We start from the raw sequence: 19804 nt of genomic DNA on the forward strand, positions 1-19804 counted from the left end.
GCCTCCATGAGAAGCTTCCTATCGCGCATCCTCGGGTCGGGCCGAGCCCTCTTTCGGCCCGGTCGCCGCCTTGGTGCCGCCTAGCCCAACATTAAGGATGCACGAAACTGTCACTGGCACCCGGGCCGCCCCATATGCATATTGGAGGCGGGACGGTAGGCGGTACAACAGGTTACGGCCCGGAGGCCAAGGTAAGATGCGTTCGTTTTATATGACCCTTGCAGGTCTCGCTGTTTTCGCCGCCACCAGCACTGCGCAGGCCAAGATTGCCATTACCGTCGACAAGGACGCCCAGCAGCTGACCGTCGTTCAGGACGGCGTCGAGAAATATCGCTGGCCGGTCTCGTCAGGTATTCCGTCCTACGAAACCCCGAATGGTAGCTTCCAGACATTCCGCATGGAGGAGGATCACTTCTCCAAGGAATTCGACGACGCGCCAATGCCCCATGCCATCTTCTTCACCAAAAAGGGCCATGCCATCCACGGCACCGATTCCGTGAGCCGCCTGGGCTCGCCGGCGTCCCATGGCTGCGTGCGACTGTCGCGCGAGAACGCCGCGACATTGTTTGCCATGGTCAAGGCCGACGGGGTACTCAACACCACCGTCACGCTGACGGGCTCCTCACAGGTCGCCCTCGCCCGCAATCCGCGCCCGGCGAAGCCATCTGCCGTCGCCCGCCGCGACATCGCACCCGCCACACCGTCCTATGACGCCGCCGGCAATCCCATGGATCTCACGCCGCAGGCCGTGGCACCGAACCGCCGCGTCGCACGTCAGGTCCAGCCGGCGGATGACGATCGTTACATCTATCCGGCCGATGGCAATGACGGTCAGCGTTATCCGGCCCCTCCCGGCTATCGCCGCATGACCGAAGCCGAGACCCAGCAGTATTACGCCAATCGCGGCTATTACAGCCGGCAATACCCGCCGCAGGCCTACGCGCCGCGGCCGTATCAGCCGCGCGGCTTCTTCGGGGACAACTGAGCGAAGATGTGTGACGCGTTTTCCTGACGCGAACCGGCGTCCACTTCGCTTGAAAACGCTTCAGTTATCCCCGTCCCGTAGCCGGCGCCACACGGCGCCGAGCACGTTGGAATAATCGTCGGTCCAAACCCGCTGATCGTCGTTCGCCTCGGTCAGGGCCCATTGCGATGACGTCGCGATGGAGCCGACATCGGCGGCGTCATGGGCCGAGATGACCACGTTGGTCGAGAAGATATATTCGTTGTCGCGGCCGGAATCCTCCGAATACACCCAGCTCTTCATGTCATTGGCATCGGCGATGCCGACCACGACGCTGGCGAGTTCAAGATGCCGATTCGACACATGCATGACGACGGCGCCCTGCGGGGCGAGCTTTTCTTTGTAGATCTCCATCGCCTCCTCGGTCGCCAGATGGATCGGGATCGCGTCCGACGAATAGGCATCGACGATGATGAGATCGTAGACGCCGTCAGGCTCTTTCGCGAAAGTGAGCCGCGCATCGCCGATCACCGGCTTGACGTCGGGTTCGCACTTCTGGATGTAGCTGAAATATTTCGGATCCTTGGCGGTATCGACCATCGACTGGTCGATCTCGAAAAACTTCCAATCCTCGCCGGGCGCCGACGCACAGGTCAGCGACCCCGAACCGAGGCCGATCACCGCCACACGAAGCGGTGCCCCCTTGCGGGCGCGCACCGCCGTGATCGCCTGCCCGATTCCACCGTCCTTGTAATAATAGGAGATCGGCTCCGGACGTCCGGTCACCGGCGTACCATCGTCGTTGAGATACTTTTCGGCGCCGTGAATGGTCGTGCCGTGCATCAGCACGTGATACTGACCGTTCGGCGTCACCACGATCTTGTGCACGCCGAAGAAACTACGCACGGTTTCTACCCGGCCATCGTCCGCCGGGTAGAAACGGATCAGCGCCAGCGCGAGGACAGTGATGGCCACGAGCTTGAGCCGATCGGCGCGCAGCAGGATCGCTGCGACTATGCCGACAACGGCAACGGTGCTGACCACATAGACGCGCTGGGCTTCGATCCATGTAAACAGCTTGCCAGTCGTATAGCTCGGTGCAATCAGCGCCACCGCGGCGATGACCAGTGCGATCCAGTACCAGCGCGCCCAGCCGGAATAGCGCTCCGGCAATGACGGCCTGCACAGCACGGCAAATGCGATCAGGATCGGGTATTCCGCGATCCATGAAAATGTGAATGGCGCGATCAGGCCAGCAAACAGACCACCGACCATGCCGCCGAATGAGAGTGCGACGTAGTAGCCCGTGAGATACCGGGCAGCCGGACGCTGCCGGGCCAATTCACCATGGCACGCCATGGCAATAATGAAGAAGCACAACAGATGACCACCGAGGGTCAGCAGCAGATTCTGTTCGCCGCCAACTGCGAGCAGGACAACCACGCCGGCAATCGCGAGAGGCTGCAACATCAAGACCCATGAGTGCGGCAGCAGCGGGCGCGACTGGAACACCAGCACCCAGGTCAGCAGATAAAGCGACAGCGGCAGCACCCAGAGCAGCGGCGCCGCAGCGACGTCTGTCGAGATATGCGCGGTAACCGCGATCAGCAGGCCGGATGGGACAGCCGCGAGGAAGATCCAGCGTGCACGCAGCGCCCAGCTCGGCGCCGGCGCGTCAATGGCATCAGCCCCCGGTTCAATGACCGCAATCGGCGGCGACTTCAGTAGCAAGACGCCGCAGCCAGCGATCAGCAGGATCAGTAGCCCATAGCCGGACGTCCAGATCAGATTCTGCGTACGCAGCGAAAACATCGGCTCCAGCAGCACCGGATAGGTCAGCAGCGCAAGAAAGCTTCCGATATTCGACGACGCATAGAGGAAATACGGATCGTGACCATTGGGATGGCCGGTGCGCACGAACCATGCCTGCAGCAGCGGATTGTTCGCAGCGAGCGCAAAGAACGGCAGACCGATCGACACCGCGAACAGGCCGAGCAGCCAGAACGCATAGCCACTCTCCGGCGGCGTGCCCCAGCCCGATGCGATGGACAGCGGCAGCGTCAGCAGCGCAACGATCAGCAGCAGGAGATGAACGACGATCGGCACCAGTCGGCTGCGCAATTGCATCAGGTAGTGGGCATAGGCGTAGCCGCCGAGCAGCAGCGACTGGAAGAACACCATCGCCACCGACCACACCGCCGGTGACCCGCCGAGCCGCGGCAGCACCATCTTGGTGAACAGGGGCTGCACCGAGAATAACAGGAGCGCGCTGGTGAAGATCGCCGCGGTGTAAACCACCAGAAGGAGCCGATTGCGGGAAGCCGAATTTGGGGCGGCGACGGGCTGCGACGAACTCATGAAGGCTCCAGCATATTGCACGGCAGAAAGGCGAGAATCCGGCCGGTAACCGGCGGGCGGGAATGGAGCATATGGCACCGTTTCGGGCAATGTGCGCTAACTATGGAACCACAATCGTGATGGGCGGCCTTGTGCCGCGCGCGCACCTCTTCGATAAAGAGGGCCCTATTTTCTTATGACGCGTTTTCTTCATGCAACCCGGTCGCCACTTCGCGGGAAAACGCTCTAGCAGGCCTTGTTGAAGCAGACATGTCAGACACCGACGTTTTGATCATCGGCGCCGGCCATAACGGCCTCACTTGCGCGGCCTATCTCGCCATGAGCGGATTGCGCGTGAAGGTGGTCGAACGACGTTCCGTGGTCGGCGGTGCCGCGGTGACGCAGGAGTTTCATCCCGGCTTCCGCAATTCGGTCGCGGCCTACACTGTCAGCCTGCTCAACCCGCAGATCGCCTCTGATCTGAAGCTCGCCGAAAACGGCCTGCGGATCGTCGAGCGTAAGGCGCAGAATTTCATTCCCGCACCGGACGGCAGCTATCTCCTCACCGGCGAAGGTCGCACGCAACAGTCGGTTGCCAAGCTCAACGCGCGCGATGCCGAGCGGATCGGCACGTTCTCGCATGAGCTCGAAGTCATCGCCGACGTGCTCAGGGACTTCGTGCTGCGTTCACCGCCGAACGTCGTGCAAGGTTTCGGTGTCGGCGCGATCAGCGAAGCCATCAATGCGCTCGGCACCGCGAAGATTCTCAACGCACTGACCATCGAACAGCAGCGCGTATTGCTCGATCTGTTTACCTGCTCCGCCGGCGAGATGCTGGACGATGTGTTCGAGCATGATCTGGTGAAGGCATTGTTCGGCTTCGATGCCGTGGTCGGCAACTATGCGAGCCCCTATGCCGCCGGTTCGGCCTATGTGATGCTGCATCACGCCTTCGGCGAAGTGAACGGCAAGAAGGGCGTCTGGGGTCACGCCATCGGCGGCATGGGCGCGATCACGCAGGCCATGGCCGCCGCGGCACGTTCGCACGGCGTGCAGATCGAACTCGACAACGGCGTGCGCGAAGTGCTCGTGGAGAACGACAGGGTCGTCGGCGTCATCCTCGACAATGGCGAGAGTATCCGCGCGAAATATGTCGCCTCCAACGTCAATCCGAAGCTGCTCTATACACAGCTGATGCCGGCGGATGCGCTGCCCAAGCCGTTCCTCGATCGCATCCGCAATTGGCGCAACGGCTCCGGCACGTTCCGCATGAATGTCGCGCTGAACGCGCTGCCCTCATTCACCGCGCTGCCCGGCAATGGCGATCATCTCTCGGCCGGCATTATCATCGCGCCAAGTCTCGCCTACATGGATCGCGCCTGGCTCGATGCGAAGCAGCACGGCTGGAGCCGCCAGCCGATTGTCGAAGTACTGATCCCCTCCACTCTTGATGACAGCCTCAGCCTACCAGGCCAGCACGTCGCCAGTCTCTTTTGCCAGCATGTTGCACCGACACTCCCGAACGGCGCATCCTGGGATGACCATCGTAACGAGGTCGCGGACCTGATGATCAAGACGGTGGACGACTACGCGCCCGGCTTTGCCGCCAGTGTGATCGGCCGGCAGGCGCTGTCACCGCTCGATCTGGAGCGCGACTTCGGCCTGCTCGGCGGCGACATCTTCCATGGCGCGCTCTCGCTGAACCAGCTGTTCTCGGCCCGCCCGATGCTCGGCCATGCCGATTATCGCGGGCCGCTGAAGGGGCTCTATCACTGCGGCTCCGGTGCACATCCCGGCGGCGGCGTGACGGGCGCGCCTGGCCACAATGCGGCCAGGGCGATCCTCAGGGACCACCGGGCGCTGTTCGGCTGAGGACATCCTGTGGATAAGCCTGTGCATAGACAGTGGATGGGTCCTGAACAAGCCTGTGCGGAAGCTCGGGAGTATAACGGTATAATCAGCTTATAACCCTGTGCATCGCCACTGTATCGCCCCTGTATCCCCGCCGGTATAAACCCTGTACCAAGCGCGCCTAAGCTGTGCAGACCCTGTTCACGACGCCACCCGGACCCGCGATGACCACGCCCCAAGGAACCAGCCGCGCCACCTTCGCCGTCGGCGACGAATTCAGCGCCAAGCGCATCGTCGATCTCCTCACCGAGAGTTTCGAGGAAGGCCAGGCCGCGATTGCTGCTTTCGAGAGCCCCGAGGGCCGCTGGGACGTCACCGTGCATTTCGCCGATCCGCCGGACGAAGCCTCGATCCGCGAGCTCGTCAGCCTTGCCTCGGATGACACCGTGGCGGCGAGCATCGTGTTCGACAGCATCGAGGCCAAGGACTGGGTCAAGGAGAGCCTCAAGGGTCTGGTGCCAGTGCGCGCCGGCCGCTTCATCGTCCATGGCCAGCATGACCGGGACCAAGTACGGCCCAATCAACTCGGGATCGAGATCGAAGCCGCACTCGCTTTCGGCACCGGCCATCACGGCACCACGCGCGGCTGCCTCATCTATCTCGATTATGTGTTGCGCGCGAAGGCACCGAAACGGATGCTCGATCTGGGTACCGGCACAGGCGTGCTGGCCATCGCTGCAGCCAAGGCCACGAAACGGCGCGTGCTGGCGACCGATATCGATCCGATGTCTGTGAAGGTGGCGCGCGAGAATATGCGGCTCAACGGCGTCGGTAATCTCGTCGATACCGTTTGCGCAACGGGCTTCTCGTCGCCGGCCTTCGGCGATCGCGCACCGTTCGATCTGATCCTCGCAAACATCCTCGCCAATCCACTGCGCGCGATGTCGACCGACATGGCACGACACCTCACGCGCAATGGAATGGTGATCTTGTCCGGGCTGTTGCCGCATCAGGCGATGAGCGTGATCGCCGCGTATCGCGCCCGCGGGCTTGTGCTCCGCAAGCATCAGATCATCGAAGGCTGGAGCAGCCTGTTGATGCAACGCGCAGGCTGACACGCCTTTCGCCATTTTCCGAACTCCGGAATAACGACGGGCGATCTGGCTAAAGCTGCCGGCTGATTTTGCTACTTCGGGGGCGGTACGTCGCGGCGACGAAGCGTTGCATTTTCCAGCCGCTCGACGCGCGTCACGCGGGCTTCGACGAAACGGCCCAGAATCTGGATGATACCGCTGCGTTGATTTGGCTGACTGGGCGGAGTTTGGGTGGACTGCACCTGGGTAGGCTGGGAATGGCCAAGCGTGGCGGGTGGCGAAATTTTCTCGAACGTAAAAGCAGGCATTGTGTATCCCCTCTTCGTTGAGTTGAGACACTCTGAATGGCCAAGCATCGCACCGACAACACAAGCCGGGGGACGTTGTTCCATCCGGTTGAACACAACCATCAGATTTCAAGCATAACTTGTGCCAAATCTGCGCAACCCTGCCCCTCGATTGCAGGCCTGACAGCGCACCCATAGGATGATCCCGCGATGTTCGAAGCCCATTTCCAGACGTTCGAAGAGCCCGAAAGCGGCGTGGCGCTGACTGCGCGGCTGGCCGCATTTCGCGAGGAATTGCTGCGCCGGAAACTGACAGGCTTCGTGATTCCCCGCGCCGATCAGCAGCAGAACGAATATGTGCCGCCCTCCGACGAGCGGCTGGCCTGGCTCACCGGCTTCACCGGATCGGCCGGCATGGCCGTGGTGCTACTGCAGGAAGCCGCTGTCTTCGTCGACGGCCGCTATACGCTGCAGGCCGCCAAACAAGTTGATGTGAATGCGTGGAGCATCCAGTCGCTGGTCGAGCCGCCGCCGGAGACCTGGCTCGCCGACCACCTCAAGCCCGAAGATCGCCTCGGATTTGATCCATGGCTGCACACTTCTGCGGCAGCCGAGAGGCTGGCAGCGGCCTGCGCCAAGGCCGGCGCCGAACTGGTGGCGGTCGACAGCAATCCGCTCGATTCGGTGTGGGCCGAGCGTCCGGCGCCGCCGCTCGGCGCGGTATCGATTCACCCGCTCAACTATGCCGGCGTTTCCGAGGCCGACAAGCTCGCCCAGATCCGCGGCGAGATGGAGCGGCTTCGTGTCGATGCGCTGGTGCTGTCGGATTCCCATGCGGTCGCCTGGACCTTCAACATCCGCGGCGCGGATGTCTCCCATACGCCGCTGCCGCTGTCCTATGCGCTGGTACCGAAACACGGCCGCCCGCAGATCTTCATCGACCACCGCAAGCTCTCCAACAGCACGCGCAACCATCTTGAAGTCTCGGCCGATGTGCAGGAGCCGGATGCGCTGACGTCGGCGCTCGCAAACCTCGCCGCCTCGGGTGCTTCGATTGCGCTCGACAATGCCACCGCCGCCGATGCGCTGAGCCGGTTGATCACGGCTGCCGGCGGCAAGCCCGTGCGCGGTGCCGATCCCGTTGCGCTGCTGAAGGCCGTGAAGAATCCCGTCGAGATCAAGGGCACACAGACCGCGCATCGCCGCGATGCTGTGGCACTGGCGCGCTTTCTCGCCTGGATCGACCGCGAGGCGCCGAAGGGCAAGCTCACCGAGATCGACACCGTCGAGGCGCTGGAGACATTCCGCCGCCAGACCGGCGCGCTGAAGGATGTCTCGTTTCCGACCATCGCCGGCACCGGCCCGAACGGCGCCATCGTGCATTACCGCGTCACCCGCAAGACCAATCGCCGTATCGCGCTCGGCGATCTCCTGCTGATCGATTCCGGCGCGCAATATGAGGACGGCACCACCGACGTCACCCGCACCATCGCCATCGGCGAGCCGACCGACGAAATGCGCGATCGTTTTACGCGCGTGCTGCGCGGCCATATCGCCATTGCCCGCGCGGCGTTTCCCGATGGCACGACGGGCGCGCAGCTCGATACGCTGGCACGCCAGTTCCTCTGGCATGCCGGCCTCGATTTCGCCCATGGCACCGGCCACGGCGTTGGCAGCTATCTGTCGGTGCATGAAGGCCCGGCGCGGATCTCCAAGCTCGGCACTACGCCGCTCAAGCGTGGCATGATCCTCTCCAATGAGCCCGGCTACTACAAGACCGACGCCTTCGGCATTCGCATCGAGAATCTCGAACTGGTTGTCGAAGCCCATATCGAGGGCGCCGAACAGCCGATGAATGAATTCGAAACGCTGACGCTGGCGCCGATCGACCGCCGGCTGATCAATACGCATCGCATCAGCAAGCGCGAGCTGAAATGGATCAACGACTATCACGCCCGCGTTCGCCGCGAGGTGATGCCGCTGCTCGACGATGAAGCGACGCGCGTCTGGCTCGAAGCGGCGACCGAGCCGCTGACGCAGCCGCAATAGCGAGAGAACAGCCACCACGTGAATTACAGCCCGCCCATTCCCAAAGTCGACGTCGTCGACCTCTCCAAATCGCGGGTGATGCTGCTGTTGCTGGTGGTGATGACCGGCATCGCGCCGATCTCGCTCTATATGCTGGTGCCGGCGCTGCCCGAACTCGCCCGCACTTTCGACGCCGACATCTCGATCGCGCAGATGACCGTGTCGCTCTACATGGTCGGCCTCGCTTTCTCGCAGCTCATCATGGGACCGCTGTCCGACAAGTTCGGCCGAAGGCCTGTGCTGCTTGCCGGTCTCGGCCTGATGGTGATCGCCGGCATCGGCAGCAGCTTTGCGCTCACATTGCCGCAACTCATCGCCGCGCGGTTCTTTCAGGCGCTCGGCGGCGCCACGGGCATGGTGATGAGCCGCGCCATCATCAGGGATCTTTATCCGCGCGAGCGCGTCGGCGCGATGATCAGCCTCGTCATCGCCGTGATGATGATCGCGCAGATGCTGAGCCCGCTGGCCGGCGGTTTGCTCGAGACCGGCTTCGGCTGGCGCGCGATCTTCTATGTAGTCACCGCGTCTTCGCTGGTCGTGACGCTCGCGATCGCATTTTTTCTACCCGAGACGAGACGGCGAGCCGCCAGTGACGTGAGTGGCGGCGGCTTCATCGCCGACTCCCGCGTCCTGCTGCGCAGCCGCACGTTTATCGGCTATCTCCTCTGTTACGTCGTGGCCTCCTGGATCATCTTCACGTTCGCCGGCGGCGGCCCTTATGTGGTGGTCACGCAGATGGGCCGTACCTCGGCCGAATATGGCGCATGGTTCGCGACATCGGGTCTGGCCTATCTCGTCGGCAATCTGTGTTGCGTGCGCTTCGCTCCGCGCCGGACCATCGAACAACTGATCTGGTTCGGCCTCGCGCTGCAATTCGGCGGTGCCATGCTCAACGTGGTCTGGGGTCTCACCGGGCTGAACCAGAATCCGGCCTGGCTGTTCCTCACCCATATGATCGTGATGTTCGGCAATGCCTTCGTGATGTCGAACGGCGCTGCCGGTGCGCTCAGCATTCGGCCGCAGGCCGCGGGCACGGCATCCGGCATGATGGGCTTCCTGCAGATGGGATTGGGCTCGCTGTGTTCGCAATTCGGCGCCTGGCTCGGCGGCCATTTCGCAACGCCGGTGCCGCTCAATATCGCACTCGTCGTGCTGTCCTGCGGCTGCGCAGCCGCGATGATCTTTCTGGTCCCCCGCCGCAAGGTGGTCGTGACGGAAGAGATGATCGAGAAGGCCGAAGGTGAGGAGACGGGATTGTTGTGATCGCGTAGGATGGGTAGAGCGTCTTCGCGAAACCCATCGCTTTCCTGGCTTGCAATTGATGGGTTTCGCTTCGGCGCAAACGCGCCTGCGCTCTACCCATCCTACACATCACTCTCTCGTTCGTCATGGCCGGACTTGTTCCGGCCATCCACGTCTTCTTTTGTGGCCAAGGCGTGGATACCCGGCATGCGCCGGGCATGACGGCGTTTGGTTTTGGCGTTCGCGCGTCACGCTAGTTCAGATTCAACTGTCAAACAGCCACTGCTCTTCAGACATGCGTCATCGCCCCCATTGTTTGCGGCGCGGGGGCGCCGTCGTCCTTTGCATTCCCACCCTCTTGTGAGAGGGCGTGCGGAACGCCGGGTGCCCGTTGCACCCTTGGGCCTGATGCGAATGCGGTCTTCCGCAATCTGGAGTGCATCAGGACTTTCGGAGGCGTCAGGCAAATGCCCGACGTTCCGCCTGCGGTGTTTTTTCGGTTGCTTGCGCTTCGCCATGGCGACGATCCGATCACCAAAATTACAGTCCCAAGGCGGAGGGACAGGGTGCCTCAAGCGAGTAAGCCGGACACGTTTTGACTTGGTCGTCCGTCACACCGTCCAGGATTCTTTCCATCCCAAGGTCGGCCGTCTCCTTGCCAGTGGCAGTGCTGGCGCAGATCCGTCCTGCCCGAAGACAGACGTCATCCATGAACCGCGTGACGCCGCATCTCCGGCGTCCACCGCATCCCACCCCGCGAACGTGACGATCGCGATCGCCCCTCTCGGTGGGGCAGGACAGAGGGGAATATAAACCTGACGAGGATGGTGTCAATGAGGAATAGGAAAAAATGTTTAGGGGCTTTGCGCCCGCCCACCACTCGTCATTCCGGGGCGGCTGCGCGCCTTCGCGCAGGCGAACCCGGAATCTCGACATGTTCAGCAAAACACTTCGGGATTCCGGGTTCGCATTGCAGCGGCTCCGCCGCTTTCATGCGCCCCGGAATGACGAGTGTGGATCGAGGTTCGTGCTCTGCCGGCTTTGCCGGCGGCGCACGCCCCGGAATGACCGTGCGGGTCTTTACCCCCCGATCAGCGCCAGCCACTCGTCTTCCGTCAATACCGCCACGCCGAGGTCGCGTGCCTTGGTGAGTTTCGAACCGGCGTCCTCACCCGCGACGACATAGTCCGTCTTCTTCGACACCGAGCCTGCCACCTTGGCACCGAGACGCTCGGCACCCGCCTTCGCTTCATCACGCGTGAACTTGGTCAGTGAGCCCGTGAACACCACGGTCTTGCCGGCCACCGGCGTATCGGTCTTGGCCTGCGCGACATCGAGCACCTCGATCTCGCTCAGCAATTCATCGAGCGCCTTCACATTACGTTTCTCGGCAAAGAACTCGACGACCGCGTCGGCGACGATTTCACCGACGCCGTCGATGGCGTTGAGATCGGCATAGGCTTCAGACGTGTTCTCCTCGCTGCCCTGCCCCGCAGCCGCCGCCAGCATCGCTTCGCGGAACGCGGTGAATGATCCATAGTGCCGTGCCAACAGCTTGGCATTGCCTTCGCCGATGTGGCGGATGCCGAGCGCGAAGATCAGGCGATTGAGCTCGATCTTGCGGCGGTCATCGATGGCGGCAAACAGGTTGCGCACCGAGGTCTCGCCATAGCCTTCGCGGTCACGCAGTTTCTTGGTGTTGCGCTCGTCGCGTTTGGCCAGCGTGAAGATATCGACGGGGTGCATGATGATGCCCTCGTCGTAGAATTCCTGGATCTGCTTGTCGCCGAGCCCATCGATGTCGAAGGCGAGGCGCGAGACGAAATGCTTGAGCTTCTCGACCGCCTGCGCCGGGCAGACCAGCGCGCCGGTGCAGCGCGTGACGACTTCGTCATTCTCGCGGATCGCATGACTGCCGCAGACCGGACACTTGGTGGGAAATTCATACGGCTTTGCGCTCTTCGGGCGCTTGTCGAGGGCGACATTGACGACCTGCGGGATGACGTCGCCGGCGCGCTGCACGATGACCGTGTCGCCTTCGCGGATATCGACGCCGTCGCGCAGCGGCTGGCCGTCATTGCCGATGCCCGCGATATAGTCGGCATTATGCAGCGTCGCATTCGACACTACGACGCCGCCGACCGTAATCGGCGTCAGCCGCGCCACCGGCGTCAGCGCGCCGGTGCGGCCGACCTGGATGTCGATCTTCTCCAGCACCGTGGTCGCCTGCTCGGCCGCGAATTTATGCGCGATCGCCCAGCGCGGCGCGCGGCCGGCAAAACCCAATCGCGCCTGCCAGTCGATGCGGTCGACCTTGTAGACGACGCCGTCGATGTCATAACCGAGCTTGGCCCTGATCTCGCCGATGCGGCGATAGAAGGCCAGCGCGTCATCAACGCTCTTGCACGAGGTGATCTCGGGATTGACGGTGAAACCGACCTTGCCCAGCCACGCGATCATCGCGTGCTGGGTGGGCTCCGCCATCGGATAGTCCGACATCTCGCCCCAGGCATAGGCGAAGAATTTCAATGGACGTGACGCAGTGATCGCCACGTCCTTCTGGCGCAATGAGCCCGCTGCCGAGTTGCGCGGATTTGCGAACACAGTGTCGCCGGCCTCTTCCTGCTTCTTGTTGAGCGCGAGGAAGTCGCTCTTGAGCATGTAGACCTCGCCGCGCAGCTCGCAGGCGGCAGGGATGTGCTTGCCTTTCAGCGTCGTTGGAATGTCCTTGATGGTGCGAACATTGGCGGTGACGTCCTCGCCCGTAAAACCGTCGCCCCGCGTGGCGGCGCGGATCAACTCACCGTTCTCGTAGCGCAGCGACAGCGACAGACCGTCGATCTTCGGCTCGGCGACGATGGCCGGGATTTCATCGAGCTTGAGGAAGCGCTGGATGCGCTCCACGAATTCGGTCACTTCCTCATCGCTGAACGCATTGCCCAGCGACAGCATCGGCACCACATGCTGCACCTTGGTGAAGCCGCGCGCGGGCGCTGCGCCGACCGTCTGTGTCGGCGACGCGCCGGTGACGAGATCGGGAAACTTCGCCTCGATCGCCTCGACCCGGCGACGCAGCGCGTCGTAGTCCGCATCCGACACCGTCGGTGCGTCGTCCTGATAGTAGCGCTTGTTGTGCGCTTCCATCTCCAGCGACAGCCGCATCAGCTCGATCTTCGCTTTGGGCTTCGTGAGCGTGGAGATGTCGGGGGGATTTTTTGCGGGTTTTGCCATACGCGGTCACCGATGTTCGTCATGGCCGGGCTTGTCCCGGCCATCCACGCCTTGAAGCGCTGTTGTAAAGACGTGGATGCCCGGCACAAGGCCGGGCATGACGGAGTACAATGGTGAAACAAGGTGCACGTCGCGGTTCCGGGTTCGCTCGCAAGCGCGAGCACCCCGGAATGACAGTTCAAATCAGGCCGCGCCCTTGAGCAACCGCTCCGCTGCGGCCCGCGCTTCGGCGGTGATCTCCGCACCCGCGAGCATCCGCGCGATTTCCTCGCGGCGGTGATCCTCGGCCAGCGTGTTGACGCGCGTCGCGACGCGCTTGCCCTTGTCGAGGGCGTCCTTGGAGATCAGCAGATGCTGGTCGGCCCTCGCGGCGACCTGCGGCGCATGGGTGACGGCCATCACCTGGACCTTGCCGGCGAGCCGCGCCAGGCGTGCGCCGATGGCGTCGGCGACGGCACCGCCGACCCCCGTGTCGATTTCGTCGAACACCAGAGTCGGTGCCGAGCCCTTGTCCGACAGCACCACCTTGAGCGCCAGCAGGAAGCGCGAGAGTTCGCCGCCGGAGGCGACCTTCATCATTGGGCCCGGGCGGGTGCCGGGATTGGTCTGAACCCAGAATTCGACGCGGTCGATGCCGTGTGGCCCCGGCGCCTGCGCATCGCTATCGACCTGGGTGATGAACTTGGCGCGTTCCAGCTTCAGCGGCCCGAGTTCGGCGATCACGGCCTTGTTGAGCTTCTCGGCGGACTTGATGCGCGCGGCCGAAAGCTTGGTCGCCGCAGCGCTGTACTTCTTGTCGGCCTCCGACGCCGCGCTCTCCAGCCCCTTGAGCTGGCCGGCGCCGGCATCGATGGTGGCGACATCGGCAAAATATTTTGCGGCCAGCGCGGCGAGCCCGTCGACCGGTGTCGAATATTTCCGCGCGGCGCCGCGCAGCGCGAACAGCCGTTCCTCGATGCGCTCGAGTTCCGTAGGATCGAAATCGGCGGCGATGAGCGCGGCGGCAAGATGCTGGTCGGCCTCCTCCAGCGCGTTGATGGCGACGTCGATCGCTTTCACCGCGGGCTCGACCAGCGACGGCGATGAACCGGCGCGGCGCTCCAGCCGGCGCACGGCGGCGGCCAGCGACGAGATCGGCGAATGATGGCCGGACACGGCCTCCTGCGCCTCGCGCAAATCGGCCGCTATCTTCTCGCCGTGCATCATGCCGGTGCGGCGCTCCGCAAGCTTGCTCTCCTCGCCGTCCTTCGGATTGAGCTTCTTCAGCTCATCCGCGGCGTGGCGCAGATAATCGGCATCGCGGGCGGCGCGCTCCATATTGGCGCGATGGCTTTCAAGGGCCGCATAAGCGGACTTGCGGGCGTCCCAGAGCGTCTCCAGCGCGGTAACGTCCTTCTCCAGTCCGGCAAAGGCATCAAGCAGCCGGCGATGCGTGGCGGCGTCCACCAGGGCGCGCTCGTCGTGCTGGCCGTGGATCTCGACCAAAGCGGCGCCGACCGCCTTCATGGTCTGCACGGAGATCGCCTGATCGTTGATGAAGGCACGGGTGCGGCCGTCGGCGAGCTGCACGCGGCGCAGAATCATCTCGCCGGAATCGTCGTCGAAGCCGTTGTCCTTGAGAATCGCCAGCGCCGGATGGCCCTTGGCCAGGTCGAACACGGCCGTCACCTGGCCCTGCTCGACGCCGTGGCGCACGAGCCCGGCATCGCCGCGGCCGCCAAGGGCCAGCGCAAACGCATCGAGAAGAATGGATTTGCCGGCGCCGGTTTCACCGGTCAGCACTGCAAGACCGCGGGAAAACTCGATATCGAGCCGTTCGATCAGGACGATGTCACGGATCGACAGACGGGCCAGCATGGGAGGTCAGTTCCTAACCGAGGCCAAATCTCTTGAAGGCCTTGCTCAGGTAAGACCCCTTGTTCTCGCTCGGCTCGAGACCGCCGGACTTTACAAGATTGTAGGCGTCTTTGTACCACTTGCTGTCAGGAAAGTTGTGGCCAAGCACGGCGGCAGCGGTCTGCGCCTCGCCGACCACGCCGATCGCCATATACGCCTCTGTCAGGCGCATCAGCGCCTCCTCGACGTGACGCGTGGTCTGGTACTGCGTCACGACGGTCTTGAAGCGGTTGATGGCGCCGGTGTAGTTGCGCTTGTCGAGATTGTAGCGGCCGATTTCCATTTCCTTGCCGGCAATCTGGTCGCGTGCGCCTTCCAGCTTCTTCTTGGCCGAGGTCGCATATTCCGAGGTCGGATATTTGCGGACCACTTCCTCGAGCGCCGCCATCGCCTTTTCGGTGCGGCCCTGGTCGCGCGAGATGTCCGGGATCTGGTCGTAATGCGAGGCGGCGATCAGATACTGCGCATAGGCCGCATCCGGGCTACCGGGATGCAGGGTGACATAGCGCGTCGCCGAACCGATGCAGGTGTCGTAATCGGCGGATTCATAGGCAGCATAGGCCGACATCAGCAGCGACTTGCGCGCCCATTCCGAATACGGATGCTGACGATCGACTTCCTCGAATTTCTTCGCGGCGGCCTTCGGATCCTTGTTCTGGTTCATGAGGTACAAGCCCTCATTATAGAGCTTGTCGGCGGGCTCCTCGACGAAGGTGTCGTCCTTGGTGCCGAACTTGTCCCAGATCGCGCCGGTGCCGCAGCCGCTCAGCGGCACGGCCAGCACGATGAGGCCCGACGCCAACCGCACATGGCGGCCGAAGCGGGTGAGCAGGGAATCACGGGATTCGAGCGTAATGCGCTGTGCCGACATATATCTGAGACCTGACGCCTTCATGCGGTGTCTGCGCGGTACGCGCACAATCACGGACCAACCGGATACGCGCCCGCAGCTTCGCTTGACCGCGTGCTCTATCTACCCGAATGACATCCGTTAACCAACCGGATACGGAGCCATTTCGCCCGGATTAAGGCGAAGGATGTGGAGATACAGGCGGTTATGGTTACCGGGGATGTCCCGGCAACAAATGACATTCGCTCCAGCAATAACGGCAAACACCTGAACTCTCGCCAAACGGGTGTTGATGATCTATTTTACCTCTGGGAGAACATCCACAGGCACCTGTTCCCATGAGTGGTCAAAAACGAAACCATCAAGCTGATCGCGAATTGGTGCAATGCCGCATCGGTAACGCTGGGCGGCACGGGTGTCGTGGTTCCTATCCTGTCGCGATATTTTCACTTCGGACCCCAGGTGCAAAACGCTGATGGATTGTGGGGCCTCATTCTCCTTTGCGGAGCGCTTTGCGTCGGCTTACATTTGCTCGGACAGCTAGTCTTGGGAGGGCTTGATGAACAGCCTTGAAATTCTACCCTACGCGGCTCCCGTGTTATTCGCGGCCGCCGTTTCTGTAACGGCTTGGCTGAGCTATCGACGGATCACCCACAAATATCCGACCATCACGGCAGAACAGCCGCGCAACTATAAACCACCGAAGCTCAACGATTCGAAGCGACCGGCTTAAGACGACGGATGCTCAGAATATCGGGATGAGGTACGCTCCAACGCTCGGCGTCAGGAGCTGACAATCTTCAGCAGTCGATCTCAGGAAACGTCCGGGCCGAAAGCCGGGGCGATCATGCCGCCAAGCATGCCCGAGGTGACATCGGCGCTGGCGCGGCCGCGGCGGACGGGGACGGCATCGGCTTCGACGATCTTCCAGGCCGAACGATCGGCCATCAGGGCGCAGAGCACGGCATTGTTGAGCTTGTGGCCGCCGCGCACCGAGCGGTAGGCGCCGAGGATCGGCAGACCGGCCAGCGCGAGGTCGCCGACGGCGTCCAGCACCTTGTGGCGGGCGCATTCATCGCTGTAGCGCAGGCCTTCGGTGTTGAGCAGCTTGTCATCGTCGAACACGACGGAATTCTCGAAGGACGCGCCGAGCGCGAAACCGGCGCTCCAGAGGCGGGCCACGTCGTTCATGCAACCGAAGGTGCGTGCACGGGCGATATCGCGGCGGAAGGATTCGGGATTGAGATCGAGCACGTAGCTCTGGCGGCCAATCACCGGATTGGCGAAGCTGATTTCGACTTCAGCGCGGAAGCCCGCAGCGTGAGGGCGGATTTCGCCGAACGAGTCACCGATGGCAACCTGCACCGGTTTGAGAACCTGAATGAAGCGGCGACGGGCGCCCTGCTCCACAACGCCGGCCTGATCGATGGCGGCGACGAAGGCGGCTGCGGAGCCGTCCATGATCGGCACTTCCGGTCCATCGACTTCGATGGTGGCGTTGTCGATGCCCATGCCGCGCAGCGCAGCAAGAACATGTTCGGCGGTGGAAACGATTGGGCCTTCACGATCGCCGAGCACGGTGGCAAACTCGGTGGCGATAACGGATTTGGCGTCGGCCTGGATTTCGCGATCGACACCTTCAAGACCGGTGCGAACAAAAATATAACCTGCATCGACGGGCGCAGGTCCAAGCGTGAGACTGACAGGCTTTCCGGAATGGACGCCGACACCGGTAACGGTGGCTTGCGATCCAAGCGTTGTCTGTCGGCTGAAAGTCATAAGGTACCCACCCAAGTAGCCTCTCGTCATGAGAGGGACTCTCTCTCAGTCGAACCTTGCGGCCTCCTGAGTCCCCGAGTCGCAGTCACATTAACCCCTGCCACAAAGTGCGCCAACTCACGCTTTTTTACCGATTGTTACCCCACCTTTGCCGCAATCAGGCCAGGGGTTAACCAAAATTTCTGCCGGTTCCACGTCCGTTTCGAGCCTTGGCAGAGCGTGACGGTAAAGATTAATGACTTACTATCAATAGGTTAAGAAATCCTGCCGCTTTTGGGCACCCGTCGCAAACGAAAGCCCCGGCTGATCCAGCCGGGGCTTCTGTCGTCGTCACGATTGTAACAAATGTCAGCTTGTCTGGCGGCGCAGGAAGGCCGGGATATCCAGATGATCGTCGCCCTGTGGCGCCGGCGCAACAGGCGCAGGGCGACCATGCGAATCGAGACCCTGGGGTGCCGGACGACGGGCGTATTCGGACACCGGCGGCTCGTTGCCCATCTGCTGGGCGACGCTGCGCTGTGGCTTACGCTCGGGCAGCGGCGGCATCGGAGCCATCGGCGGGGCCGACGGACGACCGGAGACCGGCGCTTCCGTTTCCTCGTCGCGGCGACCGAGACCGACATTGGCCAGACGCTGCAGCAGCGACAGGCGAGCCTTCTGCGGTTCCTCTTCCGATTCGCCACGTGCCTGACGGATCTCATTCTGGGCCGGCATCGGCAGTTCTTCGAATTTCGGCATCCGCGGAGCGCGCAGCGGAGCACGTTCGGCCGATGGCGGAATGAACTGTTCGGGGATCGGCGCTTCGACAGGGGCTTCCTGGCGCGGCGCTTCCGGGAACAGCGAGGGCTTCTGCGCGATCGGACGTACCATCACGTCGCCATACTGCTGCGGCGCAGCGGCTTCCGGAGCCACGGCAGCGGCGATGGCGGCGAGCGCGGCACGCTCATGGCTGGTGGCCGGGGCGCGGGGTGCGGCAGCGGGCGCCGGAGCGCCGGCAGACTTGGCGGCCGCTGCGGCAGCGAGACGCTGGTTGTCCGCGCGGAGACGCGCGGTCAGATCGGCCAGGCGGGCATCCGGAGCACCGTTGCCAGCAGGAGCAGCAACGGCCGAGGTCACGGTGGTGACCGGAGCCGAGGAATTGCGGGCCAGCATGGCCTGCTCGATGCCGGTGGCGACGACCGACACGCGGATCACGCCGTCGAGGCTCTCGTCGAAGGTGGCGCCGACAATGATGTTGGCGTCGGCATCGACTTCTTCGCGAATACGGGTCGCGGCTTCGTCGACTTCGAACAGGGTCAGGTCCTTGCCGCCGGTGATCGAGATCAGCAGGCCGCGGGCACCCTTCATCGAGCTATCGTCGATCAGCGGGTTGGCGATCGCAGCTTCCGCCGCGGTCAGCGCGCGCTTCTCACCGGTGGCTTCGCCGGTGCCCATCATCGCCTTGCCCATCTCCTTCATGACTGCGCGCACGTCGGCGAAGTCGAGGTTGATGAGGCCTTCCTTGACCATCAGGTCGGTGATGCAGGCAACGCCCGAATAGAGAACCTGGTCGGCCATCGCGAAAGCGTCGGCGAAGGTGGTCTTCTCGTTGGCGACCCGGAACAGATTCTGGTTCGGGATGATCAGCAGCGTGTCGACCACCTTGTGGAGCTCGGCAATGCCGGCTTCGGCGGTGCGCATGCGGCGCTGGCCTTCGAAGTGGAACGGCTTGGTGATCACGCCGACGGTGAGAATGCCCATGTCGCGCGCGGTCTTGGCGATAACCGGCGCTGCACCGGTGCCGGTGCCGCCGCCCATGCCGGCGGTGACGAACACCATGTTGGCGCCGGTCAGGTGATCACGGATTTCGTCGATAACTTCCTGCGCGGCGGCAGCGCCGACGTCGGGCTGCGAACCGGCACCGAGGCCCTGGGTGACCTGCGTGCCCATCTGCACGATGCGCTGGGCCTTCGACATGGTCAGCGCCTGTGCATCCGTGTTGGCGACGACGAAATCGACGCCCTGCAGACCGGCGGTGATCATGTTGTTGACGGCGTTGCCGCCAGCGCCACCGACACCGAACACGGTAATGCGGGGCTTCAGCTCGCTGATATCAGGAACGTTGAGATTGATGGTCATGAGGTTGCCTCTCGATTACGCGCGCGTTGTGTGGTCATGCCATGGGCCGGTGGCCGATGGCGTCGGA

General features: G+C 63.0%; 13 protein-coding genes. 6 read left to right on the top strand and 7 right to left on the bottom strand.

Annotation, left to right across the window (positions count from 1 at the left end; genetic code table 11):
* Positions 1-196 precede the first annotated feature (196 nt).
* Complete coding sequence (locus A4A58_RS16660; RefSeq protein ID WP_068734064.1) at positions 197-985, top strand: L,D-transpeptidase; 789 nt, start codon at positions 197-199, stop codon at positions 983-985.
* 60 nt (positions 986-1045) lie between these two features.
* Here A4A58_RS16660 and A4A58_RS16665 read toward each other — a convergent pair whose 3' ends face one another.
* Positions 1046-3322 (bottom strand): spermidine synthase, encoded by a 2277-nt coding sequence (locus A4A58_RS16665; RefSeq protein ID WP_068734067.1) that lies wholly within the window; start codon positions 3320-3322, stop codon positions 1046-1048.
* Between the two features lie 249 nt (positions 3323-3571).
* Here A4A58_RS16665 and A4A58_RS16670 point away from each other — a divergent pair, with 249 nt between their 5' ends.
* Entirely contained in the window at positions 3572-5173 is a 1602-nt protein-coding gene (locus A4A58_RS16670) for a phytoene desaturase family protein (RefSeq protein ID WP_068734069.1), read from the top strand.
* 203 nt (positions 5174-5376) lie between these two features.
* A complete protein-coding gene (locus tag A4A58_RS16675; RefSeq protein ID WP_068734071.1) occupies positions 5377-6267 on the top strand; it encodes a 50S ribosomal protein L11 methyltransferase in 891 nt (296 codons plus the stop codon).
* Between the two features lie 71 nt (positions 6268-6338).
* Here the strand turns inward: A4A58_RS16675 and A4A58_RS30355 are convergent, their stop codons facing one another.
* Positions 6339-6554 carry a hypothetical protein gene (locus A4A58_RS30355; RefSeq protein WP_139069871.1) on the bottom strand — a complete coding sequence of 72 codons (216 nt, stop codon included), beginning with the start codon at positions 6552-6554 and terminating at the stop codon, positions 6339-6341.
* A gap of 189 nt (positions 6555-6743) precedes the next feature.
* Here A4A58_RS30355 and A4A58_RS16680 point away from each other — a divergent pair, with 189 nt between their 5' ends.
* Both A4A58_RS16680 and A4A58_RS16685 read left to right on the top strand, forming a co-directional pair.
* A complete protein-coding gene (locus tag A4A58_RS16680) occupies positions 6744-8582 on the top strand; it encodes an aminopeptidase P family protein (RefSeq protein WP_068734073.1) in 1839 nt (612 codons plus the stop codon).
* A 78-nt stretch (positions 8583-8660) separates the two neighbouring features.
* Positions 8661-9884 (top strand): multidrug effflux MFS transporter, encoded by a 1224-nt coding sequence (locus A4A58_RS16685; protein WP_081421912.1) that lies wholly within the window; start codon positions 8661-8663, stop codon positions 9882-9884.
* Positions 9885-10943: 1059 nt separating this feature from the next.
* Here the strand turns inward: A4A58_RS16685 and ligA are convergent.
* The 3 genes from ligA to A4A58_RS16700 all read right to left on the bottom strand — a co-directional run bounded on the left by ligA (position 10944) and on the right by A4A58_RS16700 (position 15861).
* Entirely contained in the window at positions 10944-13094 is a 2151-nt protein-coding gene (gene ligA / locus A4A58_RS16690) for an NAD-dependent DNA ligase LigA (protein ID WP_068734077.1), read from the bottom strand.
* A gap of 183 nt (positions 13095-13277) precedes the next feature.
* Positions 13278-14951 (bottom strand): DNA repair protein RecN, encoded by a 1674-nt coding sequence (gene recN / locus A4A58_RS16695; protein WP_068734078.1) that lies wholly within the window; start codon positions 14949-14951, stop codon positions 13278-13280.
* A 13-nt stretch (positions 14952-14964) separates the two neighbouring features.
* Complete coding sequence (locus A4A58_RS16700) at positions 14965-15861, bottom strand: outer membrane protein assembly factor BamD (protein ID WP_068734100.1); 897 nt, start codon at positions 15859-15861, stop codon at positions 14965-14967.
* A 538-nt stretch (positions 15862-16399) separates the two neighbouring features.
* Here A4A58_RS16700 and A4A58_RS30815 point away from each other — a divergent pair.
* Complete coding sequence (locus A4A58_RS30815; RefSeq protein ID WP_158005698.1) at positions 16400-16573, top strand: hypothetical protein; 174 nt, start codon at positions 16400-16402, stop codon at positions 16571-16573.
* An 80-nt stretch (positions 16574-16653) separates the two neighbouring features.
* On the opposite strand, the gene lpxC is transcribed toward A4A58_RS30815, so the two are convergent.
* On the bottom strand, positions 16654-17619 hold the full coding sequence (gene lpxC, locus A4A58_RS16705; RefSeq protein ID WP_068734081.1) for a UDP-3-O-acyl-N-acetylglucosamine deacetylase: 966 nt from the start codon (positions 17617-17619) through the stop codon (positions 16654-16656).
* Positions 17620-17967: 348 nt separating this feature from the next.
* Entirely contained in the window at positions 17968-19737 is a 1770-nt protein-coding gene (ftsZ, locus tag A4A58_RS16710) for a cell division protein FtsZ (RefSeq protein WP_068734083.1), read from the bottom strand.
* Positions 19738-19804: the final 67 nt, after the last annotated feature.

The sequence above is a fragment of the Tardiphaga robiniae genome (genome assembly GCF_001618955.1).
GTDB classification, from domain to species: Bacteria; Pseudomonadota; Alphaproteobacteria; order Rhizobiales; family Xanthobacteraceae; genus Tardiphaga; species Tardiphaga robiniae_A.